This window comes from Klebsiella sp. MPUS7 (genome assembly GCF_009905335.1).
GTDB lineage: Bacteria > Pseudomonadota > Gammaproteobacteria > Enterobacterales > Enterobacteriaceae > Klebsiella > Klebsiella grimontii.
Genome location: NZ_CP047604.1, coordinates 427,305 through 448,105 on the forward strand (window position 1 = coordinate 427,305; position 20,801 = coordinate 448,105).

The 20,801-nt window shown below is 55.9% G+C and carries 21 protein-coding genes; 13 read left to right on the forward strand and 8 right to left on the reverse strand.

What is annotated here, in order from left to right; genetic code table 11:
• Positions 1 to 226: 226 nt before the first annotated feature.
• Entirely contained in the window at positions 227 to 1,549 is a 1,323-nt protein-coding gene (locus GUC22_RS01915) for a cytosine deaminase (RefSeq protein WP_049090176.1), read from the forward strand.
• Here the strand turns inward: GUC22_RS01915 and tsgA are convergent.
• On the reverse strand, positions 1,546 to 2,730 hold the full coding sequence (gene tsgA / locus GUC22_RS01920) for an MFS transporter TsgA (RefSeq protein ID WP_024359841.1): 1,185 nt from the start codon (positions 2,728 to 2,730) through the stop codon (positions 1,546 to 1,548). The genes GUC22_RS01915 and tsgA overlap by 4 nt on opposite strands.
• A gap of 277 nt (positions 2,731 to 3,007) precedes the next feature.
• Here tsgA and ppiA point away from each other — a divergent pair, with 277 nt between their 5' ends.
• From ppiA to argD, 5 genes are all read left to right on the forward strand, one after another.
• The gene (ppiA, locus tag GUC22_RS01925) at positions 3,008 to 3,577 is read left to right on the forward strand and encodes a peptidylprolyl isomerase A (RefSeq protein WP_004854889.1); all 570 of its coding nucleotides are present in this window, start codon (positions 3,008 to 3,010) and stop codon (positions 3,575 to 3,577) included.
• 108 nt (positions 3,578 to 3,685) lie between these two features.
• Positions 3,686 to 3,853 carry a YhfG family protein gene (locus GUC22_RS01930; RefSeq protein ID WP_004138384.1) on the forward strand — a complete coding sequence of 56 codons (168 nt, stop codon included), beginning with the start codon at positions 3,686 to 3,688 and terminating at the stop codon, positions 3,851 to 3,853.
• Positions 3,843 to 4,445, forward strand: coding sequence for a putative adenosine monophosphate-protein transferase Fic (locus GUC22_RS01935; protein ID WP_024359842.1), 603 nt, complete (start codon positions 3,843 to 3,845; stop codon positions 4,443 to 4,445). Before GUC22_RS01930 ends, GUC22_RS01935 begins: the two co-directional genes overlap by 11 nt.
• Before the next feature lie 31 nt (positions 4,446 to 4,476).
• Positions 4,477 to 5,040 carry an aminodeoxychorismate synthase component 2 gene (gene pabA, locus GUC22_RS01940; protein WP_004138386.1) on the forward strand — a complete coding sequence of 188 codons (564 nt, stop codon included), beginning with the start codon at positions 4,477 to 4,479 and terminating at the stop codon, positions 5,038 to 5,040.
• 89 nt (positions 5,041 to 5,129) lie between these two features.
• Positions 5,130 to 6,350 (forward strand): bifunctional acetylornithine/succinyldiaminopimelate transaminase, encoded by a 1,221-nt coding sequence (gene argD / locus GUC22_RS01945; protein ID WP_160183331.1) that lies wholly within the window; start codon positions 5,130 to 5,132, stop codon positions 6,348 to 6,350.
• Here the strand turns inward: argD and GUC22_RS01950 are convergent.
• Together GUC22_RS01950 and crp are read right to left on the reverse strand one after the other, a co-directional pair.
• Positions 6,340 to 8,418 (reverse strand): YccS/YhfK family putative transporter, encoded by a 2,079-nt coding sequence (locus GUC22_RS01950; protein ID WP_024359844.1) that lies wholly within the window; start codon positions 8,416 to 8,418, stop codon positions 6,340 to 6,342. The two genes, argD and GUC22_RS01950, sit on opposite strands and share 11 nt — an antisense overlap.
• A 51-nt stretch (positions 8,419 to 8,469) precedes the next feature.
• A complete protein-coding gene (crp, locus tag GUC22_RS01955) occupies positions 8,470 to 9,102 on the reverse strand; it encodes a cAMP-activated global transcriptional regulator CRP (protein ID WP_000242758.1) in 633 nt (210 codons plus the stop codon).
• A 304-nt stretch (positions 9,103 to 9,406) separates the two neighbouring features.
• Between crp and GUC22_RS01960 the strand changes: the two genes are divergently transcribed.
• Positions 9,407 to 9,811 (forward strand): OsmC family protein, encoded by a 405-nt coding sequence (locus tag GUC22_RS01960; protein ID WP_004106401.1) that lies wholly within the window; start codon positions 9,407 to 9,409, stop codon positions 9,809 to 9,811.
• 46 nt (positions 9,812 to 9,857) lie between these two features.
• On the opposite strand, the gene GUC22_RS01965 is transcribed toward GUC22_RS01960, so the two are convergent.
• The 4 genes from GUC22_RS01965 to GUC22_RS01980 form a co-directional block, all read right to left on the reverse strand.
• Positions 9,858 to 10,727: a phosphoribulokinase gene (locus GUC22_RS01965; RefSeq protein WP_004138395.1), complete on the reverse strand. Its 870-nt coding sequence runs from the start codon at positions 10,725 to 10,727 to the stop codon at positions 9,858 to 9,860.
• Between the two features lie 35 nt (positions 10,728 to 10,762).
• The gene (locus tag GUC22_RS01970; protein WP_024359845.1) at positions 10,763 to 10,981 is read right to left on the reverse strand and encodes a YheU family protein; all 219 of its coding nucleotides are present in this window, start codon (positions 10,979 to 10,981) and stop codon (positions 10,763 to 10,765) included.
• The gene (locus tag GUC22_RS01975) at positions 10,978 to 11,937 is read right to left on the reverse strand and encodes a hydrolase (protein ID WP_236039638.1); all 960 of its coding nucleotides are present in this window, start codon (positions 11,935 to 11,937) and stop codon (positions 10,978 to 10,980) included. Before GUC22_RS01975 ends, GUC22_RS01970 begins: the two co-directional genes overlap by 4 nt.
• Positions 11,938 to 12,081: 144 nt before the next feature.
• Entirely contained in the window at positions 12,082 to 12,801 is a 720-nt protein-coding gene (locus GUC22_RS01980; protein ID WP_024359847.1) for an NUDIX hydrolase, read from the reverse strand.
• Positions 12,802 to 12,997: 196 nt separating this feature from the next.
• On the opposite strand from GUC22_RS01980, the gene prs reads away from it, so the two are divergent.
• Positions 12,998 to 13,867 (forward strand): ribose-phosphate diphosphokinase, encoded by an 870-nt coding sequence (gene prs / locus GUC22_RS01985; RefSeq protein WP_049130751.1) that lies wholly within the window; start codon positions 12,998 to 13,000, stop codon positions 13,865 to 13,867.
• A 4-nt stretch (positions 13,868 to 13,871) separates the two neighbouring features.
• Entirely contained in the window at positions 13,872 to 15,362 is a 1,491-nt protein-coding gene (locus GUC22_RS01990; RefSeq protein ID WP_049130758.1) for a nicotinate phosphoribosyltransferase, read from the forward strand.
• Between the two features lie 61 nt (positions 15,363 to 15,423).
• On the opposite strand, the gene GUC22_RS01995 is transcribed toward GUC22_RS01990, so the two are convergent.
• The gene (locus GUC22_RS01995; protein WP_024359850.1) at positions 15,424 to 17,328 is read right to left on the reverse strand and encodes an ABC transporter ATP-binding protein; all 1,905 of its coding nucleotides are present in this window, start codon (positions 17,326 to 17,328) and stop codon (positions 15,424 to 15,426) included.
• A 175-nt stretch (positions 17,329 to 17,503) separates the two neighbouring features.
• Here GUC22_RS01995 and kefG point away from each other — a divergent pair, with 175 nt between their 5' ends.
• The 4 genes from kefG to slyD all read left to right on the forward strand — a co-directional run bounded on the left by kefG (position 17,504) and on the right by slyD (position 20,750).
• Positions 17,504 to 18,064, forward strand: coding sequence for a glutathione-regulated potassium-efflux system ancillary protein KefG (kefG, locus tag GUC22_RS02000; RefSeq protein WP_004138406.1), 561 nt, complete (start codon positions 17,504 to 17,506; stop codon positions 18,062 to 18,064).
• Positions 18,051 to 19,856, forward strand: coding sequence for a glutathione-regulated potassium-efflux system protein KefB (kefB, locus tag GUC22_RS02005; protein ID WP_004125954.1), 1,806 nt, complete (start codon positions 18,051 to 18,053; stop codon positions 19,854 to 19,856). The genes kefG and kefB overlap by 14 nt, the downstream gene beginning before the upstream one ends.
• A gap of 11 nt (positions 19,857 to 19,867) precedes the next feature.
• On the forward strand, positions 19,868 to 20,068 hold the full coding sequence (locus tag GUC22_RS02010) for a YheV family putative zinc ribbon protein (RefSeq protein WP_004106389.1): 201 nt from the start codon (positions 19,868 to 19,870) through the stop codon (positions 20,066 to 20,068).
• Between the two features lie 94 nt (positions 20,069 to 20,162).
• Positions 20,163 to 20,750 (forward strand): peptidylprolyl isomerase, encoded by a 588-nt coding sequence (gene slyD, locus GUC22_RS02015; protein ID WP_004125951.1) that lies wholly within the window; start codon positions 20,163 to 20,165, stop codon positions 20,748 to 20,750.
• The last annotated feature ends 51 nt before the right edge of the window (positions 20,751 to 20,801 follow it).

Here is a 20,801-nt window from a genome sequence, read left to right on the forward strand (position 1 = left end):
CTTTTATATTACCGCCTACCTTAACGATTCAGCCGCGACACTTATTGATGCAAATCAATTACACCTTTACCTACTACTTAAGTGGTATGTTTATGATTTGTCAGTATTTTTATAAGTGCTGGAAAACGCTGGCTTTTCCTTTTTGCTTTTTTTATGTACAAAATTGGCAACGGAGACCCACGGCGGGTTGACTAAATATTCAGCAACAATTACGGGAGTCAGCAATATGACAGCAGCGCCGCTTTGGTTAATTGAGAACGTTCGTCTGCCCGATCGCGAAGGACTATGGCAGATAGCGATAGACAAGGGGCGCTTCGGGGATATCACCCCCATGGGTGAGGCGCGCAATGAGAGTTATGAAGTGCTGAATGCGCGCGGCGGGCTGGCGATCCCTCCGTTTATTGAGCCGCATATCCATCTTGATACTACGCAAACCGCCGGTGAGCCGAACTGGAATCAGTCCGGAACCCTGTTTGAAGGGATTGAGCGTTGGGCGGAGCGGAAGGCGTTATTGAGCCATGAGGACGTTAAAGCTCGCGCGTGGAAGACGCTAAAATGGCAAATCGCCAACGGCATCCAGTTTGTTCGTACCCACGTTGATGTTTCCGACCCTACGCTGACCGCGCTCAAAGCCATGCTGGAGGTCAAAAAGGAGGTCGCGCCGTGGGTAGAGCTGCAGATTGTCGCCTTCCCACAAGAGGGTATTTTATCCTATCCCAATGGTGAGGTTCTGCTGGAAGAGGCGCTGCGTCTGGGCGCCGATGTGGTCGGCGCGATTCCGCATTTTGAATTCACGCGCGAATATGGCGTGGAATCCCTGCACATTGCTTTCCGGCTGGCGAAAAAGTATCAGCGGCCTCTGGATATCCACTGCGATGAAATCGATGATGAACAGTCGCGGTTCGTTGAAACCGTGGCGGCCCTGGCGTTAAAAGAGGGTATTGGGCCGCGAGTGACCGCCAGCCATACCACCGCAATGCACTCCTACAATGGCGCGTATACGTCACGTCTTTTTCGTTTACTGAAGCTGTCGGGCATTAACTTCGTGGCCAATCCTCTGGTCAATATTCATCTTCAGGGACGCTTTGACGACTATCCGAAGCGCCGCGGCATTACGCGCGTGAAGGAGCTGATGGCGGCGGGAATTAACGTCTGCTTTGGCCATGACGATGTATTTGACCCGTGGTATCCGCTGGGTACCGGCAATATGCTGCAGGTGCTGCATATGGGGCTGCACGTTTGTCAGATAATGGGCTATCAGCAGATTAATGATGGACTGAAGCTGGTGACGGAAAACAGCGCGCGAACGTTTGGCCTCAGCGATTACGGTATTACAACGGGGAACCCGGCGAATCTGGTGATTCTGCCCGCTGAAAACGGGTTTGAGGCCGTGCGCTGTCAGGTGCCGGTGCGCTGGTCAATTCGTCAGGGGAGAGTGATTGCCACCACGCAGCTGGCGCAGACCTGGGTACAGACTGACAGGGGCGGGGAGGAGCTGTTCTTTACCCGAAATAGCCCCTTTGCCGGAACAAAGGGGCCTGAGGCTTAGTGCGATTCCGCTGCCGCGTTGTTCTGACGGTGGCGGGAGACGAAGCCGAGGATCAGACACATCACAAATACCACCGCGTAGAGAACGTTAGCGGTATGCAGCGCCGCCAGCGGGCCGCTGGCGGCAACGATAGGACCGGTGACCACGAAGGTCAGCATGGTGCCTACGGTGCCGCAGGTGAGAATGAAGTTCACCAGCTTCGGCGATGACACTTTGGTCTGCAGCGAGCCCAGGGTGATGATCGACGTATAGATAGCGCTGGAGAAGAAGCCGAGGGTCAGGATAAACCACGGCATATGCTCCGGCGAACCGTTGATAAACAGATACATCAGTACCGTCGCCACGCCCGCCAGCACCGTCAGAATACGCTGCAGGTCGAAGAAGCGCAGAATAAAGCTGAATGACCACATGCCGATCATGTACGACATCCAGAAATCACTCACCAGTTTACCTGCGTCGCCAAGACTCATACCGAGGCCTTTGGCGTATTCCGGCACCCAGGAGATAAAGCCCAGTTGGCCGAGGATATAGCACAGCGCGGCGATAGAGAGAAACAGTACGCCGATGCCCCATTTCTCTTTCGCTACCGGCTGGCTTTCCTGCAGGGCTTTTTTACCCAATACCGGGAATTCACAGCCGAAGGTCAGCACGAAAATCGCGACGTAGACCAGGCCGATGCAGGCATACACCCAGTACCACTCGATGCTGCGCGCCAGCAGATAAGCGGCCAGCATCGGGAAGATCATCCCCGCCATGCTGAAGAAGGAGTCGGTGAACAGCAGACGCGCCCCGCGCTGACGACCTTCATACATATGGGTGATCAGGAAGGTACCAATCGACATGGTGATCCCGCTGACCAGGCCAAGCACGAACATTGAAGCGGAAAACAGCGCCAGGCTGTGGCTGAACATTAAACCCGCGACGGCCAGAACCATCAGGATAAAGCCAAAACGCAGCTGGGTTTTCAGCGGAACAATTTCCATCAGCCAGGCGTTCAGGAAGATAGAGATCAGGATACCGGCGTTAAGGAAGGTAAAGGTGTTGCTCATACTGGAAACGGGCAGATGAAAATAATCTGCGATGTTTCCCATCACCATCCCGGTGACAATCACCAACGCGCCGGTCAGGGCGTAGGAGAAAAAGCTGATCCATGTGAGCTTGATACGGTTGCTGTTAGTCATGACTGGCCTGTGAATAGAAATGTAAAGCGCGTTGACTCTGCGCCGGGCGGACAGATTTTATGCGTTAGCGTGATTCAAGCAAACGTTTATTCTGAAAATTAGATCTTTTTGCAATTATTAATGTGATTGGCTTCACATTTATTTATTTGGCGAATCAATAGACGCATCGTTACAAGTGTTTCAGCTAAGTAAAATTAGGTAAAAGGCTGGCCCAGGATGCAAAGGCTCTTTAGAATCAAAGCACTCGGTTTTTATTCTGCTCCGTTAAGGAATTTCCATGCTCAAATCCACTCTGGCGGCGGTGGCTGCCGTTTTCGCCATTTCAGCATTCTCCCCGGCCATGGCGGCAAAGGGCGATCCCCATGTGTTGCTGACCACGTCTGCGGGCAATATTGAGCTTGAGCTGAATAGCCAGAAAGCGCCAATTTCGGTTGATAACTTCCTCAAGTACGTGAACAGCGGTTTTTATAACAACACCACGTTTCACCGCGTGATCCCAGGTTTTATGGTGCAGGGTGGCGGCTTTAACGAACAGATGCAGCAGAAGCAGCCTAATCCGCCGATTAAAAACGAAGCCGACAACGGCCTGCGCAACACGCGTGGCACCATCGCCATGGCGCGTACCGCCGATCAGGACAGCGCCACCAGCCAGTTCTTTATCAATATTGCGGATAACGCCTTCCTCGATCATGGCCAGCGCGATTTCGGCTATGCGGTGTTTGGTAAAGTCGTCAAAGGCATGGACGTAGCGGATAAGATTTCTCAGGTGCCGACCCATAACGTTGGGCCGTATCAGAATGTACCGTCGAAACCTATCGTGATTCTTTCCGCAAAAGTGCTGCCGTAAACCTATTTGCGCGGGTAACTCATGCCCGCGCATTCCCCCGCTTCCCTGCGAAATCGTTTTTTGCCGCTTATACTTGTGGCAACCGCGGAATCGTCAGGGAGGTGTTAAATGAAAAAACTCACCGAAAAACAGAAATCCCGTCTCTGGGAGGCTCGACGTAACGTTAATTTCCAGGCCAGCCGACGGCTGGAGGGCGTCGATATTCCGCTGATAACCCTTACCCCCGAAGAAGCTCTGGCGCGTATTGAGGCGTTAAGGAGTCACTATGAGCGATAAATTCGGCGAGGGGCGGGATCCTTATCTCTACTCGGGCCTGAAGGTCATGCGCAACCGCCTGGGCATCCGCCAGGCTCAGCGCCTTGAGCAGGCGGCATGGGATCTGACCGCATTACGCGCGGCAACCATTGAACTCGGGCCGTTGGTGCGGGGATTACCTCATCTGTGCGCGATTCATCGCCAGCTCTATCAGGATGTTTTCGACTGGGCGGGGCAACTGCGTGAAGTAGATATCTATCAGGGCGACACCCGCTTCTGCCATTTCGCCTATATCGAAAAAGAGGGAAACGCGCTGCTTCAGGATCTTGAAGAGGAAGGTTATCTGGTGGGGCTCGCGCAGGATAAATTCATTGAACGTCTTGCTCATTACTATTGCGAAATAAATGTCCTGCATCCTTTCCGTCTCGGTAACGGCATGGCGCAACGCATTTTCTTTGAGCAGCTGGCTATCCATGCGGGTTATACGCTGGATTGGCGCGATATTGCGGTCGATGCGTGGAACCAGGCCAACCAGAGCGGAGCGATGGGCGACCTTTCTCCGCTGCAGACGATATTTCGCAAAGTGGTAAGCGAAGCCGTGGAAACTGAGTAGAATAGCGCGGTTCTTTGTTCCCGGAGCCGCTATGATCCTGCTTATCGATAACTACGATTCTTTCACCTGGAATTTGTATCAGTATTTCTGCGAGCTTGGCGCGGAAGTTCTGGTCAGACGTAATGACGAGCTGACGTTAGCGGATATCATTGCTCTGGCGCCAGCGAAAATCGTTATCTCGCCGGGCCCCTGCACGCCCGATGAGTCAGGGATTTCGCTGGCGGTGATTCGCCACTTTTCCGGTAAGACGCCGATCTTAGGCGTTTGCCTGGGCCATCAGGCGATTGCCCAGGTTTTCGGCGCCGCGATCGTACGAGCCGCGAAAGTGATGCACGGGAAAACGTCCCCGGTCAGCCATACCGGTCAAGGGGTGTTCCTTGGACTGAATAACCCGCTTACGGTGACCCGCTACCACTCCCTGCTCATTGATCCGCTAACGCTGCCTGAATGCTTTGAGGTGACCGCCCGCAGCGAAAAGGGGGAGATCATGGGCATTCGCCACCGCGTCTTCGATCTCGAGGGCGTGCAGTTTCATCCGGAGAGTATTCTCAGCGAGCAGGGACATCAGCTGCTGGCAAACTTCCTCAATCGGTGATTTGTAGTTGCCATGGGTTGATTTTTTATGCATATTTTGTGATTAGATTATCATAATCATTGCTGCATAACGTAAAGGATGGGCACCACATGGCAACTGAACAACCGGCAATCACCCGCGCTACATTCGATGAAGTCATTTTGCCGATTTATGCACCGGCAGAATTTATTCCGGTGAAGGGCAAGGGGAGCCGAGTATGGGATCAGCAGGGTAAAGAGTACGTTGATTTCGCCGGTGGGATTGCCGTGACCGCGCTCGGTCATTGCCATCCGGCGCTGGTGGCGGCACTCCATGAGCAGGGTGAAAAGCTGTGGCATACCAGTAACGTTTTTACCAACGAACCGGCCCTGCGCCTCGGGCGTAAGCTGGTGGATGCGACTTTTGCCGATCGCGTGGTGTTTATGAACTCCGGGACGGAAGCCAACGAAACGGCATTCAAGCTGGCGCGCCATTACACCGTGACGCGCCATAGTCCGTACAAAACCAAAATCATCGCTTTCCATAACGCCTTTCACGGTCGGTCGCTGTTTACCGTCTCCGTCGGCGGTCAGCCCAAATATTCTGATGGTTTCGGGCCGAAACCGGCCGATATCGTTCACGTACCGTTTAACGATTTACACGCGGTGAAAGCGGTGATGGACGATCATACCTGCGCGGTGGTGGTCGAGCCGATTCAGGGTGAAGGTGGAGTGACGGCGGCGACGCCGGAATTCCTGCAAGGATTGCGCGATCTCTGCGACCAGCACCAGGCACTGCTGGTGTTTGATGAAGTCCAGTGCGGTATGGGGCGCACCGGCTCGCTGTTTGCCTATATGCACTACGGCGTGACGCCGGATATTCTGACCAGCGCCAAGGCGCTTGGCGGCGGCTTCCCTATCAGCGCGATGCTGACCACCCATGATATCGCCAGCGCTTTCCACGCCGGTTCCCATGGTTCGACCTACGGCGGTAACCCGCTGGCCTGCGCGGTCGGCGGGGCGGCCTTCGATCTGATTAACACGCCGGAAGTGCTGGACGGCGTCACCGCGAAGCGCGAGCTGTTTGTTCAGCACCTTCAGCAAATTGACGCGCGGTTCGATCTGTTTAGCGATATTCGCGGCATGGGTCTGCTGATCGGCGCCGAGCTGAAGCCGCAGTATCACGGGAAGGCGCGCGATTTCTTGTATGCAGCCGCAGAGGCGGGCGTCATGGTGCTCAATGCCGGACCAGACGTGATGCGCTTCGTACCGTCGCTGGTGATTGATGATAGCGATATTGCTGAAGGCATGGCGCGCTTTGCCCTGGCGGTTGAGCGGGTGCTTAGCGCTTAGTGGCGCGCAGCCAGATGCCATGATGCGGACGCTGACGCCATGCCACCGATGAAATGGTGTGCATGGTGTTCAGATGCCCGAGGATGCGCTGCAAGTGCTGCTCCATCGTACTGAGCGGTCCGCGAGGGACCTCCGCATCCTGCGCCTCCATAATATTCACATCCCCCGCGCTGCCGGGCCCGTCGGAATCCAGCCGCTGCTGGCAGCGCTGGAGCGCAATCTCGCAGGACTCCAGATAACGCTGGGCTAAATCCGGCGTCAGCATATTGTGCTCGCGCGCCAGGGTAGTCATGGCATTGATGTGCTCGACAATAAACTGGCTGTGGGTCACCCACAGCTTCATGTCTTCGAGATAGTGGGAATTAAAACCGGGTTCCTGCATCGCCTGATTTAGCGAGTTAAACAGCGCGTTATGCGTCTGATTAACGCGCATGCGCTGATAGGCCAGCGCCGGGGCCTGATGGTCGTCGCTGAGGATCAGCCTGATGGCTTCCTGATCGGCTTCCAGCGCGTCGTGGGCATTTTTGCGCAGCAGACCGCTTTGCCACTGCGGCCATAGCCAGACCATGCCGCCGAAAGCAATCAGGCAGCCAATCAGCGTATCAATCAGTCTGGCGACGATAAACTGCTCGCCGTTCAGGGTGAGCAGTTGCAGGGTGTACACCGCCGTCACGGTAAATCCGACCATCGCCCAGCCGTAATGCTGGCGAATAATCAGGTAGCTCAATAGCGTAATGAACAGCATCGCGGTCAGCGTATAGCCTTCAGGAACGTGAAAGTGCAGCGTGAGCCCGGCAATGACCAGCCCCGCAATGGTTCCGGCAGCCCGATGGACGATACGAACCCGCGTCGCGCCGTAGCCGTTTTGCGTCACGAACAGCACGGTCATCAGGATCCAGTAGGGCTTAGGCAGATGCAGCGCGCTGCCCATCAGGCTGGCGGCGCTCAGCATTACGCTGATACGCGCGGCGTTACGTAACGCCGGCGACTTAAGCGACAGATAGTTTTTCAACGCGGGCAGCAGCGGCAGGCGGCGGGTTTTATCCGCCATCAGGTTACGCGCGTACAGCGGGCGCTGGGTGCGCAGAACTCTGGCAATGCGGCTGAAGTGCCAGGCGCAGAACTGGCCGACAGGATTATCCGGATGCTGCCAGGCGATTTTTTCCAGCGCGCCGATCTGTTTGTCCATCTGAAAGCGCCGGGGATAACGGTGGTAGAGCAGATCGTCCGCCAGCTCCCGCAGGCGGGCGGCAACGGTTTGCGCGTTCCAGCGAATCACCGCTTCCGCGTGACTGCGTTCCACCAGCTTCTGCACCTCTTCTGGCTGATGAAGGCTGACGGAAATATGCTCCTGAAGGTCCAGTCCAACCTGGAAAGCGCGCAGTAGGCGTTTGTGATCGCTGCGCTGGTTAGCCGCCAGCATATGCATCTGCTGATAGCACTGGGTAATCAGATCCACCACCTTTTGCTGGCGGTTGAGCAGCGGCGGCAGCGATGTGGCGGGGTCCGTATGCTGGGTAAGCAGGCTGTATTTGGCCTCGCAGTAGTTGGCGAGCTCACGGTAGAGCAGGCTTAAGGATTCGCGCAGCGGCTGCTCGCGCCAGAGCCAAAACCAGAACCAGTTGAACACCCCATACCATAAGGTGCCGAGGGCGTAGATTAACAGCGGCTCCCACACCGGCATGTTGCCCGCGAGACTGAGGGTAAAAATAGCCGCGATAAGCGAGGCAGGCAGCAGCCGCGCGTGCAGGGAGCTGATTTCAGCCGTGACGCCGAGGATCAGCGCCAGACCGGTGAGGATTAGCGGCAAAGGGATTTCGCGTTGCAGAAGAAGCTGGACGATCAGGCTACAGCCGGCAAACAGGCTGCCGCCGATAATCAGACGCTTAAAGAAACGCTTATGCGGCGTATCCAGCCCGGCAATGTTGCAGCAGGCGGGAACCAGAGAGAACAGAAGCCCCTGCTGTAAGTGGCCAAACAGAAGCCCAATCGCGACCGGCAGACACAACACCAGCGTTTGCCGCAGTGCATAGTTGACTTCAGGGTGGTAAATCAGCCTGCGCCACATGAGGAGAAAACAAAAACGGCGTATCGTCAGGCAATACGCCGTTTTACCGACTTAACGGGTACCGTAGACGACGATAGTTTTACCGTGCGCGGAGATCAGGTTTTGATCTTCCAGCATTTTCAGGATGCGGCCAACGGTCTCGCGGGAGCAGCCGACGATCTGGCCGATTTCCTGACGGGTAATTTTAATTTGCATACCGTCCGGATGGGTCATCGCATCCGGCTGTTTAGCCAGGTTCAGCAGCGTCTGAGCGATACGACCGGTAACGTCAAGGAAGGCGAGGTTGCCCACTTTCTCAGACGTGACCTGCAGACGACGAGCCATCTGCGAAGAGAGACGCATCAGGATGTCCGGGTTAACCTGGATCAGCTGACGGAATTTTTTGTAGGAGATTTCGGCCACTTCACATGCGGTTTTCGCACGTACCCAAGCGCTACGCTCCTGGCCTTCTTCAAACAAGCCTAATTCACCGATGAAATCGCCCTGATTAAGGTAAGAGAGGATCATCTCTTTACCTTCTTCATCCTTGATGAGTACAGCCACGGAGCCTTTAACGATGTAGTACAACGTTTCTGCTTTCTCACCCTGGTGGATCAGCGTGCTCTTTGATGGGTACTTATGAATGTGGCAATGAGACAAGAACCATTCAAGGGTAGGGTCTGTTTGCGGTTTGCCAAGCACCATGCGCGGTTATCCTCTGTTATAAGCTATCTCCGGGTGCCGACACTACACGGCATCCGGGCATGCAATCGTATTGAATCCCTATACCTGGGAATCCGGCTGAAAGTTTTCTGCAGCCTGTAATGTGAACTCCTCTGCATACATGCAGTACATCAATGTATTACTGTAGCATCCAGATTGTTTTAGCATAGCTTTCGCCGCATGTCTCCTGGTGTCTCGCTTCAGCATGACCCAGGTCGCCTTCCGTTGCGAGAATTGTTATGTACGCGTAATCTGTCGGGAAAATTACAGCCCTGGAGTTAAATTTATGCAAGCGCGAGTGAAGTGGGTTGAAGGGTTAACCTTCATCGGTGAGTCGGCTTCTGGTCACCAGATTCTGATGGACGGCAATTCCGGGGATAAAGCGCCCAGCCCAATGGAAATGGTTCTGATGGCGGCAGGCGGATGCAGCGCGATCGATGTGGTTTCCATATTGCAGAAGGGCCGTCATAACGTTACCAACTGCGAAGTTAAGCTGACTTCTGAGCGTCGCGAAGAGGCTCCGCGTCTGTTTACCCATATCAATCTGCATTTTATCGTGACCGGTAAAGAACTGAAGGACGCTGCCGTGTCTCGCGCGGTCGACCTGTCGGCGGAAAAGTATTGTTCCGTCGCGCTGATGCTTGAGAAAGCGGTAAACATTACCCACTCTTATGAAGTGATCGAAGGGTAAGCCGAACGGGCCCCGGCCGGCAAACGCGTCACCGGGGTTTTGACCGTTAGCTTATTTTCCTGCCTTCCATCAGGCGCTCAACCAGCGGCGCCATGATCAGTTCCATCGCCAGCCCCATTTTCCCGCCCGGTACCACCAGCGTATTCATATGCGAGATAAACGAGCCCTGCAGCATCGCCAGCAGCCAGGGGAAATCGATATTTTTTAGATTACGGAAATGGATAACGACAAAGCTTTCATCCAGCGAAGGGATGGCTTTGGCCGCAAACGGGTTGGACGTATCCACCGTCGGTACGCGCTGGAAGTTGAGGTGGGTGCGCGAAAACTGCGGGGTGATAAAGTTGATGTAGTCTTCCATCGAACGGACCACGGAATCCATCACCGCCTCACGAGAGTGGCCGCGTTCGCTGGTGTCGCGAATAAGCTTCTGGATCCACTCAAGATTGACGATGGGCACCACGCCAACCAGCAGGTCGACATGGTTTGCTACGTTATGCTGCGGCGTCACCACGCCGCCGTGCAGGCCTTCATAAAACAGGACGTCAGTCGGTTCGGGCAGCGGCTGCCAGGGCGTGAAGGTCCCCGGAACCTGATTCCACGGCACGGCCTCGTCATAGGTATGTAAATACTTGCGCGACTGGCCCTTGCCGCTTTGCCCATATTCGGCGAACGTGTGTTCCAGCAGGCCGAAGTCGTTAGCCTCGGGGCCAAAGTAGCTGATATGTTTGCCCTGATCGCGCGCTTTACGGATCGCCATGTCCATTTCCGGACGGGTATAGCGGTGAAAGCTATCGCCTTCAACTTCGGCGGCGTGCAGATTAAGCTGGGCGAAGATTTTGCGAAAGGCGAGGCTGGTGGTCGTGGTTCCCGCGCCGCTGGAGCCCGTGACGGCAATCACCGGATGTTTGGCAGACATAACAACTCCCAGAGTAAACGATAGTGTGTGCCGCCTTAGCCGTGAAACTGCTTGCGGGGCATAATGTTCACCGTCTCGTGCAGTTCTGACCACACCAGCACGGCTTCTCCGCTTTTCAACTGCAGTTTAACATCAGCGACTTTATCCGTCAGCGAACGTTCATGTTCACCATAATCGGTGCCTTCACGTAATACAAAACTTTCGATCAGGTTATCCAGCGTTTCGGGATCGAGATCGTGCCAGGGAATGATCATATTTGCGCTCCTAACCAACGGGTTAGCCAATCCGGAATTCTTTTTTCAAGCCACATTTCCGGCTTACGCAGCGTGCCGCCGACGAAACCCACGTGCCCGCCGTGCTCCGTGAGCTGATATTCGACATTCGCCGGCAGCTGTTCCTGCGGGGGAATCGAGTGGTGATCCATAAAGGGATCGTCCTTCGCGTGAATAATCAGTGTGGGCTTAGTGATATCGCTTAAGCGCGGCATGGCGCTACATTGGCGATAATAGTCCAGCGCATCGGCAAAGCCGTGGATCCTGGCCGTGATGCTATCGTCAAATTCGCGAATACGGCGCATGCTTTTTAGCTGGCGTAAATCGACGGGCAGAGAGCCGGGATAGGCTTTTAGCTTACGCGCGGCGTTGGCTTTCAGCAGGTTGAGCAGATAGCGCTGATAAACGCGGGAGAAACCTTTGTCCATATGATAGCTACAGGCCTCCAGCATAAACGGCGCCGAGACGATAACCGCGGCATCAACGGGAATTGCGTCGCCCTCTTTTGCCAGCAGGCAGCCCAGCATATTGCCCCCAAGCGAATATCCCACCGCGGCGGTGGGGGCCGTGCCGTACTCGCGCTGGAGCCAGCGCAGAAACCAGGAGCCATCTTCCGTTTCGCCCGAGTGGTAGATGCGGTTATTCCGGTTGGGTTCGCCGCTACAGCCGCGAAAGTGCATCACCACGCCCAGCCAGCCGCGCTGCATGGCCGCATGGATAAGTCCGTGGGCGTAAGGGCTGTGCAGACTGCCCTCCAGGCCATGAAACACCACCAGGCGTGGTTTATGACGCGCCTGCGAAGGGTCTTCGCTCCACGCCAGATCGATAAAGTCGCCGTCCGGCAATTCCAGACGCTGCCAGTGGGGAGTAAAGCGGAGTTTGCGACGGATTAGCCGCGGCAACATGGTTTGCAAATGACGATTGCCTAAGCCGCGCATCGGATGAAACTGCTGCGAGTCGTCTTCAGGGGGCGTCATTTCTGTAGGAGTGATATCAACCATAGCACCAGAGCAATAAATAATCTTTATAACATACTATACCGCGCATGAAGTGCGCAGGTTAGCCCATATGTGGCCTTGCGGCTAATCGGTCAGCAGGTTACGTGAAAAGAGATGAAAATCGACGCCGGGTTTACGCCGCCATAGCCGCGCTTTGCGCGCGCCGGTTGCCGCTGTTTCCCCGGTCTCTTCAAACATTCCGGAGGCTTCGAAGCGGCGAATCAGGCTTTTGCGTTGAATCGGCTGACCAAGGATGATTTCCGTGGCTTCCAGCAGCTGACCATGGGTAAAGGTCTCCGGCAGACAGTAAACCGGCAGTAAAGAGTACATCGTTTTTTGGCGTAAGCGGTGCAGACCGGCGTCGATGATCTTTTGATGATCGAAAGCCAGCGAATAGCTATCCAGCTGCGCCACCGGCACCCAGCGGGCATCGCTGACGCTGGCGATATGCGGCTGACAATCTACCCATGAGATTAACGCAAACCAGGCGATAGTCAGGCTCCAGCCGCGCGGATCGCGATCCGGCCCGGAAAAGGTGTCGAGCTGCTCCAGCCATGACGGTGAAATCCCGGTTTTTTCCGTGAGCTTACGTAGCGCCGTGGCGCGGGTTGAATCATCGTGCGCCAGATCGATAAAGCCGCCGGGTAGCCCCCACGCCCCCTGCTGCGGTGGATGAGCGCGCTCAACCAGCAGAACGCATAGCGCCCCTTCATGCAGGGTAAACAGGACGCTATCGACGGTCACCAGCGGCGAGGGAAAGCGGCTGGCATCGTATTGGCTGAGGTATTCGGCATCGGTGGTCATAGAGCGCTCGCAGCGGAAAAGAACGCTGACAAGTGTACCAGCCCCTTCCTGAGCAGCAAGTCTCTATTTTTGTTATTATTTTTCAATAGCCTAATCCATTTTTCCGCTTAAATGACATTTAACACTTGCATCATATGTGTCTTAGGGACATTATTGATTGTGTCTTAGAGACACAATTTAATGAGCGGAGGTCACCATGAGCGAAAAATTTACCCTGGAACTGGATGATGAGGCGTTTACGCTTGCCAGCGGCGTCTTTCCCGATGGCGCTGTGTGGCTGAAGGTGACCGATCAATTACCGCCTTCCGCCCGTTTGATGCGCATCCGGGCGGTTACTCTGCGCGATATGAACGATTTTATGCTGCTGGCGCAGCTGGTGGAGGCCGTGCGTCATGTTACCGACGTGGCGTTTAGCCATCTGGAACTGCCGTGGCTGCCGTGGGCGCGTCAGGATCGCCATATGGTGCCGGGAGACAGCTTTGCTCTGAAGGTCTTCGCCCGGCAGCTTAATACCCTTGGCTTTGACAAAGTCGTGGTGCTTGACCCGCATAGCGATGCCGCCGCGGCGGCAGTCAATAATATGGTTGCGGTTGCCCAGCAGCACTGTCTTCTGCAGAACGCCGCCCTGCGTCAGGCTATTGCTACCGGGGAGCTGATGCTGGTGGCGCCGGATGCCGGCGCGCTCAAGAAGATTCACCCTGTGGCTAAAGCCTGCGGTGCCGGAGAGTTCGCGATCCTCGGTAAAGAGCGTGACCTTGCCAGCGGCGCGTTAACCGGTTTTTCTCTGCTGGCCGGTGATGTTGCAGGTAAAGCGGTGCTTATTGTTGACGACCTGTGCGACGCTGGCGGCACCTTTATCGGCTCGGCGCAGGTGCTCCGCGCGGCGGGCGCCCGCAGCGTGAGTTTGTATGTGACCCACGGCGTTTTTTCTAAAGGCGTAGAGCATTTGCTGAATAACGGCATCGATGCCGTTTACGCCACCACCTCTTTGACTTCGCCTGCCCTGGCTCACCCGCAGCTGGAGCTTATCGATATAGACGCTATCTACCGCGCACATTGGGGATAATATGATGAAAATAAATCCGATTCTGGCTATTGATGGTTATAAAGTTTCCCATCGCGTGCAGTATCCGCAGGGGACTACGAAGGTCTACTCAAACTTTACTCCGCGCAGCGATCGTTTTTTCCAGTCGCCGCAGGCCGACGGCAAGCTGGTATTTTTCGGCCTGCAGGGGTTTCTGCAGTGGTTCCTGGTCGATCTGTTTAACGAGGCGTTTTTCGCCCGCCCGGAAGAGGAGGTCGTCAACGAGTATAAGCAGGTGATGGACGGCTATCTGGAGCGCGATACGGTTGGGGTGGAGCCTGTTCGTGCTCTGCATCGGCTTGGCTATTTACCGCTGCATATCAAAGCGCTCGATGAAGGTACCAAGGTGCCGATGAAAGTACCGGTGCTGACCATCACCAATACGCAACCTGAGTTCTTCTGGCTGGTGAACTATCTGGAGACGGTGCTTTCGGCGGAGCTGTGGAAAGCGTCAACCAACGCGACCATTGCCCACCACTATCGCCTGATTTGCGAACGCTGGGCGGAGAAAACCTGTAGCGATCTGACGCACCTTGATTTCCAATGTCACGACTTTTCGTTTCGGGGGATGTCCGGGCTGCACGACACTGCGCAGTCGGGCTGCGGACATCTGGCCAGCTTCAAAGGTACCGATAGCCTGCCTTCGCTGCTGTATGCCTGGGATTATTACACTCGCGGTGAAGATGAGCTTATCGGCGCCAGCATTCCGGCCACGGAACACAGCGTGATGTGTATGGGCGAGCGCGAGCGGGAAATTGAAACCTTTCGCCGGCTGATTACCGAAGTCCACCCGCAGGGTTTCGTCTCTATCGTCTCGGATACCTGGGATTACTGGCAGGTGCTGACCGAATACACCCGCGAGCTGAAGGCGATAATTATGCGGCGCCAGGGGCGAGTTGTATTCCGTCCGGACAGCGGCGATCCGGTGGCTATTCTGTGCGGAACGGCGGCTGACGACGACACCCGCAGCGAGCGCAGCGCCGAGGAGAAAGGCTCCGTTGAAGTACTGTGGGAAATCTTCGGCGGTACGATTAACGAAAAAGGATACAAGGTACTGGATCCGCATGTCGGCCTGATTTACGGCGATTCCATTACTCTCGCCAGAGCGGATGAGATCCTGCGTCGCCTGGAAGCGAAAGGCTTTGCCAGCGCTAACGTGGTGTTCGGCGTGGGTTCCTTTACCTACCAGTACAACACCCGCGATACCTTCGGCTTCGCGATGAAGGCGACCTGGGGGGAGGTGAACGGCGAGGGAAGAGCCCTCTTTAAGGAGCCGAAAACCGATAATGGCCTCAAACGTTCGGCGCGTGGTCTGCTGCGCGTGGAACGTGACGCCGTGGGGGAACTGCAGCTGTACGATGGGCAAACGCTGGAGCAGGAGCAGCAGGGCGAGTTAAAAACGCGCTTTCTGGATGGCAAGCTGTACGGCTATGCCTCGCTGTCGCAGATCCGCGCCCGGCTGGCGGCGCAGCGTTAAGCGGCGGGGAGTGGTATTAAAAAAGGCGGGCGTTCCCGCCTTTTGGTACTGCATCATGCCGTTAGCCTTCCTGGAGCATCTGCTCCAGCTGTTCCTGGGCATCCAGCCAGGCCATTTCACACTCTTCCAGCCCGGACTTCGCGCTAGCCTGCTGCTGTAAACAGGCGGTGAGCTCCGCTTTGCGGCTTTGATCGTATAATTCGCTGTCGCCCAGCTTCTCTTCCGCCTGCGCCAGCTGCGCGTTGAACCTCTCCATCTCTTTTTCCAGGCGGGCAATCTCTTTGCGCAGCGGCTGGGTCAGCGTACGCAGCTCGGCTTCCCGGCGTTTCTGATCTTTACGCGCCTGGGCGCTGTTGCCGTTTTCCTTCGGCTCTTCTGAGGCCTGGTTTTCCTGCTTTTGCGTGTCGCTCAGCCACTGCTGGTAGTCTTCGAGATCGCCGTCGAAAGGTTCGACTTTGCTATCGTGCACCAGATAAAGGTCGTCGGTGGTGGAGCGAATCAGATGGCGGTCGTGCGAAACCACCACCAGCGCGCCTTCAAAATCGATTAACGCTTCGGTTAGCGCCTGACGCATATCGAGATCGAGGTGGTTGGTGGGTTCATCAAGCAGCAGCAGATTTGGCCGTTGCCAGACGATTAACGCCAGCACCAGGCGCGCTTTCTCGCCGCCGGAGAAACGCTGCGTCTGTTCGTTGACCTTATCGCTCTGGAAGCCGAAACCGCCCAGATAGTCGCGCAGTTTCTGCTCCAGTTCCTGCGGCGCGAGGCGGGCAAGATGCTGCAGCGGGGATTCATCCGCGCGCAGAAATTCCAACTGATGCTGAGCGAAGTAGCCAAGCTTGATGCCTTTCGCCAGACCAATCTCACCGTGCAGCGGCTGTAGCTCACCGGCCAGCAGTTTAATCAGCGTCGATTTACCGGCGCCGTTGCGCCCCAGCAGACCAATGCGCGAACCGGGAACCAGATTCAGCTTGATTGAGTCGAGAATCACCCGCTCTCCATAGCCGGCGCTAACCTTTTCCATCTTCAGCAGCGGATTGGGCAGGCTTTCCGGCGCGCGGAAGCTAAAGTGGAACGGGTTATCCACGTGGGCAGGCGCGATGAGCTCCATGCGCTCAAGCATTTTGATACGGCTTTGCGCCTGTTTAGCTTTGGTGGCTTTAGCGCGAAAACGGTCGATGTAGCTCTGCAAATGCGCGACGCGCAGCTGCTGGCTTTCGTACATCGACTGTTGCTGCGAAAGACGGGTCGCGCGCTGCACTTCAAATGAGCTGTAGTTGCCGGTGTACTCGAACATCGTTTGCTGTTCGATATGGATAATTTTGTCGACGATCGGATCGAGAAAGTCGCGATCGTGGGAGATCAGAATCAGGGTCCCCGGGTAGCCTTTGAGCCACTTCTCCAGCCAGATGACCGCGTCGAGATCGAGGTGGTTCGTCGGTTCATCAAGCAGCAGCAGATCGGAACGGCAAATCAGCGCCTGAGCGAGGTTAAGGCGCATACGCCAGCCGCCGGAAAAGTCGCTCACCGGTCTTTCAAGCTGTTCGTTGCTGAAACCGAGTCCGTGGAGCAGGCTGGCCGCGCGTGAGCGGATGGTCCAGGCGTCGATGGCGTCCAGCTTACCGTGTACCGTCGCGATGGCGTGACCGTCATTGCGTTCGTTGGCCGCGTGCAGATCCGCCTCCAGCTTGCGGAATTCGCGATCGCCATCAATAACATAGTCAATAGCCGGCTGCGCAAGCGCAGGTGTTTCCTGGTTAACCCAGGCCAGCTGCCAGCTGCCGGGGAAGGTCATCGAGCCGCCGTCGGCGCTAATCTCGTTTTTCAAAAGCGAAAGCAGCGTGGATTTACCGCAGCCGTTTTTACCCACCAGGCCGACTTTTTGCCCTGGGTTGATGGTAGCGGTGGCGTTGTCCAGCAGGACGCGTACGCCGCGACGAATTTGTAAGGAGGAGAAAACAATCATAAGGCGCCGTATGTTCTGACTATGTTAATTTGTCATTATGATAATGTAGTGTGGAGCGAATCGCTCAACCGGGCCGCAATGGTAGCCCAAAATGAAGATGATACACAAAGTCATTCTGGTTGCGTCGGGACGCAGCCGCTGCACAGGCCGCCAGAAGACGTTCGGGAGGGGAAAGATGTCTCAGACAGCGAAAGTTTTGCTGCTGTATGCCCACCCAGAATCTCAGGATTCCGTGGCCAACCGGGTTTTGCTTGAACCGGCCTTACAGTTGTCGAATGTGACCGTGCACGATCTCTACGCGCACTATCCGGATTTTTTTATTGATATCGCCTGGGAGCAGGATCTCCTGCGCCAGCATGAGGTGATTGTTTTCCAGCATCCGCTCTATACCTGGAGCTGCCCGGCGCTGATGAAAGAGTGGCTGGACAGGGTGCTCAGCCGCGGCTTCGCCAGCGGGGCGGGAGGGAATCAGCTGGCGGGAAAGTACTGGCGTAGCGTCATTACTACCGGCGAGCCGGAGAGCGCCTACCGGCGCGATGCCCATCGTTATCCGATGAATGACATTCTCCGCCCTTTTGAATTGACTGCCGGCATGTGCCGTATGCACTGGATGAGCCCGATTATCGTCTACTGGGCGCGTCGGCAATCTCCCGAAGACCTGAAAAGCCGCGCTCGCGCCTACCGCGATTGGCTGGCTAATCCTGTAACGGCTGGAGGTCCAAATGGCGGGAGCTGATTTACTGCTGGCCGGGGTGTTATTTCTGTTTGCCGCCGTGGTGGCGGTACCGCTGGCGGCGAGGCTGGGTATTGGCGCCGTACTGGGGTATCTGCTGGCCGGTATCGCCATCGGCCCCTGGGGATTAGGGTTCATCAGCGATGTGGATGAAATTCTTCACTTCTCAGAATTAGGCGTCGTCTTTCTGATGTTTATCATCGGACTGGAGCTGAATCCGTCCAAACTGTGGCGGCTGAGAAGCTCCATTTTCGGCGTCGGGGCCGCTCAGGTCGCCTTCAGCGCGCTCATTCTTGGCGGTTTGCTTATGTTGAGCGACTTCTCATGGCGCGCTGCGGTGGTCGGCGGGATTGGGCTGGCGATGTCTTCCACCGCGATGGCGCTGCAGCTGATGCGTGAGAAGGGCATGAGCCGCAGCGAATCCGGACAGCTGGGTTTCTCCGTATTGCTGTTTCAGGATCTGGCCGTGATCCCGGCCCTGGCGCTGGTTCCATTGCTTGCGGGTTCTGGTGACGACCATTTTAACTGGCTCACCATAGGGATGAAGGTATTGGCTTTCGGCGGAATGCTGGTCGGCGGGCGTTATCTGCTGAGGCCGGTATTTCGTTTTATCGCCGGATCCGGCGTGCGGGAAGTCTTCACCGCCGCGACGCTACTGCTGGTGCTCGGATCGGCTTTGTTTATGGATGCGCTCGGTTTGTCGATGGCGCTGGGGACCTTTATCGCCGGCGTTCTGCTGGCAGAGAGTGAGTATCGCCACGAGCTGGAAATCGCCATCGATCCGTTTAAAGGGCTTCTCCTCGGTCTGTTCTTTATTTCCGTTGGCATGGCGCTGAATCTTGGAGTGCTTTATACCCATTTGCTGTGGGTTGTGGTCAGCGTCGCAGTGCTGGTGACGGTAAAAGGTCTCGTCCTGTATCTTCTGGCGCGGGTATACGGCCTGCGCAGTTCGGAACGGGTGCAGTTTGCCGGCGTGCTGAGCCAGGGAGGGGAATTCGCCTTTGTGCTGTTTTCACTCCCCGCTTCGCTTCGTCTGTTTCAAAACGATCAGATGGCCCTGTTGCTGGTGACGGTGACGTTGTCGATGATGACCACGCCGCTGCTGATGACGCTCATCGATAAAGTGCTTTCGCGGCGATTGAATCAACCCGAAGAAGAGGGTGAGGCGCCGTGGGTTGAAGATGACAAACCGCAGGTCATTATCGTGGGTTTTGGTCGTTTCGGTCAGGTGATCGGCCGTCTGCTGATGGCGAACAAAATGCGTATCACGGTACTGGAGCGCGATATCAGCGCGGTCAATCTGATGCGTAAATATGGCTATAAAGTCTATTTTGGCGATGCGACGCAGCTGGAGCTCCTGCGCTCAGCGGGAGCCGAAGACGCGCAGTCGATCGTAATTACCTGTAACGAGCCGGAAGATACCATGAAGCTGGTGGAGATGTGTCAACAACACTTTCCACATCTGCATATTCTGGCGCGAGCGCGGGGACGCGTTGAGGCCCATGAGCTGCTGCAGGCGGGAGTGGCGCAATTTTCTCGCGAAACCTTCTCCAGCGCGCTGGAGCTGGGACGAAAAGCGCTGATCTCGCTGGGTATGCATCCCCATCAGGCGCAGCGCGCTCAACTGCACTTTCGGCGCCTTGATATGCGGATGCTGCGCGAGTTAATGCCGGTGCATAGTGATACCCTGCAGATATCCCGCGTGCGGGAAGCCAGACGCGAGCTGGAGGAGATCTTTCAGCGTGAGATGCAAAAAGAGAGCAGGCAGTTAGACGGCTGGGATGAATTTGAATAAAGGTAAATGATATGGCTGTGCGTAAACGTTTTATTGCCGGTGCGAAATGTCCGGCGTGCCAGGCTCAGGATTCACTGGCGATGTGGCGTGAGAATAATGTCGATATTGTTGAGTGCGTTAAGTGCGGGCACCAGATGCGTGAGGCGGATAAAGAGGTTCGCGAGCATGTTCGCAAAGAAGAGCAAGTGATAGGCATTTTTCATCCGGACTAGCGTTATCTATCGGCTTTTTTTAAGCTAGAGGGTACACGGCTGCAGAATTCCGCTACAATCTGCGCCACTATTCTTCCCATGCTCAGGAGATATCATGAAAGTAGCAAAAGACCTGGTGGTCAGCCTGGCCTATCAGGTACGTACAGAAGACGGTGTGTTGGTTGATGAGTCTCCGGTAAGCGCGCCGCTTGACTACCTGCATGGTCACGGTTCCCTGATTTCCGGCCTGGAAAACGCGCTGGACGGCCACGACGTAGGCGACAAATTTGACGTCGAAGTCGGCGCTAACGACGCGTACGGTCAGTACGACGAAAACCTGGTTCAGCGCGTACCTAAAGATGTATTTATGGGCGTTGATGAGCTGCAGGTGGGCATGCGCTTCCTGGCGGAAACCGATCAGGGTCCGGTACCGGTAGAAATCACCGAAGTGGGTGACGAACACGTTGTTGTTGACGGTAACCACATGCTGGCTGGTCAGAATCTGAAGTTCAACGTTGAAGTCGTCGCGATTCGCGAAGCAACGGCGGAAGAGCTGGAGCATGGTCATGTACACGGTGCTCACGGCCACGATCATGGCCACGACCACGATCACGACGGTTGCTGCGGCGGTCACGGCCATGACCATGGCCACGAACACGGCAAAGGCGGTTGCGGCGGTAACGGCGGCTGCGGTTGTCATTAATTCCGCTACGCTCGCGTTGCGGAATAGAAAAAAGCGGGGAGACCCGCTTTT

Bases quoted from the DNA above. Each gene is read 5' to 3' on its own strand.
- GUC22_RS01915 (WP_049090176.1), top strand. From the start codon at position 227: ATGACAGCAGCGCCGCTTTGGTTAATTGAGAACGTTCGTCTGCCCGAT.
- tsgA (WP_024359841.1), bottom strand. From the start codon at position 2,730: ATGACTAACAGCAACCGTATCAAGCTCACATGGATCAGCTTTTTCTCC.
- ppiA (WP_004854889.1), top strand. From the start codon at position 3,008: ATGCTCAAATCCACTCTGGCGGCGGTGGCTGCCGTTTTCGCCATTTCA.
- GUC22_RS01930 (WP_004138384.1), top strand. From the start codon at position 3,686: ATGAAAAAACTCACCGAAAAACAGAAATCCCGTCTCTGGGAGGCTCGA.
- GUC22_RS01935 (WP_024359842.1), top strand. From the start codon at position 3,843: ATGAGCGATAAATTCGGCGAGGGGCGGGATCCTTATCTCTACTCGGGC.
- pabA (WP_004138386.1), top strand. From the start codon at position 4,477: ATGATCCTGCTTATCGATAACTACGATTCTTTCACCTGGAATTTGTAT.
- argD (WP_160183331.1), top strand. From the start codon at position 5,130: ATGGCAACTGAACAACCGGCAATCACCCGCGCTACATTCGATGAAGTC.
- GUC22_RS01950 (WP_024359844.1), bottom strand. From the start codon at position 8,418: ATGTGGCGCAGGCTGATTTACCACCCTGAAGTCAACTATGCACTGCGG.
- crp (WP_000242758.1), bottom strand. From the start codon at position 9,102: ATGGTGCTTGGCAAACCGCAAACAGACCCTACCCTTGAATGGTTCTTG.
- GUC22_RS01960 (WP_004106401.1), top strand. From the start codon at position 9,407: ATGCAAGCGCGAGTGAAGTGGGTTGAAGGGTTAACCTTCATCGGTGAG.
- GUC22_RS01965 (WP_004138395.1), bottom strand. From the start codon at position 10,727: ATGTCTGCCAAACATCCGGTGATTGCCGTCACGGGCTCCAGCGGCGCG.
- GUC22_RS01970 (WP_024359845.1), bottom strand. From the start codon at position 10,981: ATGATCATTCCCTGGCACGATCTCGATCCCGAAACGCTGGATAACCTG.
- GUC22_RS01975 (WP_236039638.1), bottom strand. From the start codon at position 11,937: ATGCGCGGCTTAGGCAATCGTCATTTGCAAACCATGTTGCCGCGGCTA.
- GUC22_RS01980 (WP_024359847.1), bottom strand. From the start codon at position 12,801: ATGACCACCGATGCCGAATACCTCAGCCAATACGATGCCAGCCGCTTT.
- prs (WP_049130751.1), top strand. From the start codon at position 12,998: ATGAGCGAAAAATTTACCCTGGAACTGGATGATGAGGCGTTTACGCTT.
- GUC22_RS01990 (WP_049130758.1), top strand. From the start codon at position 13,872: ATGAAAATAAATCCGATTCTGGCTATTGATGGTTATAAAGTTTCCCAT.
- GUC22_RS01995 (WP_024359850.1), bottom strand. From the start codon at position 17,328: ATGATTGTTTTCTCCTCCTTACAAATTCGTCGCGGCGTACGCGTCCTG.
- kefG (WP_004138406.1), top strand. From the start codon at position 17,504: ATGTCTCAGACAGCGAAAGTTTTGCTGCTGTATGCCCACCCAGAATCT.
- kefB (WP_004125954.1), top strand. From the start codon at position 18,051: ATGGCGGGAGCTGATTTACTGCTGGCCGGGGTGTTATTTCTGTTTGCC.
- GUC22_RS02010 (WP_004106389.1), top strand. From the start codon at position 19,868: ATGGCTGTGCGTAAACGTTTTATTGCCGGTGCGAAATGTCCGGCGTGC.
- slyD (WP_004125951.1), top strand. From the start codon at position 20,163: ATGAAAGTAGCAAAAGACCTGGTGGTCAGCCTGGCCTATCAGGTACGT.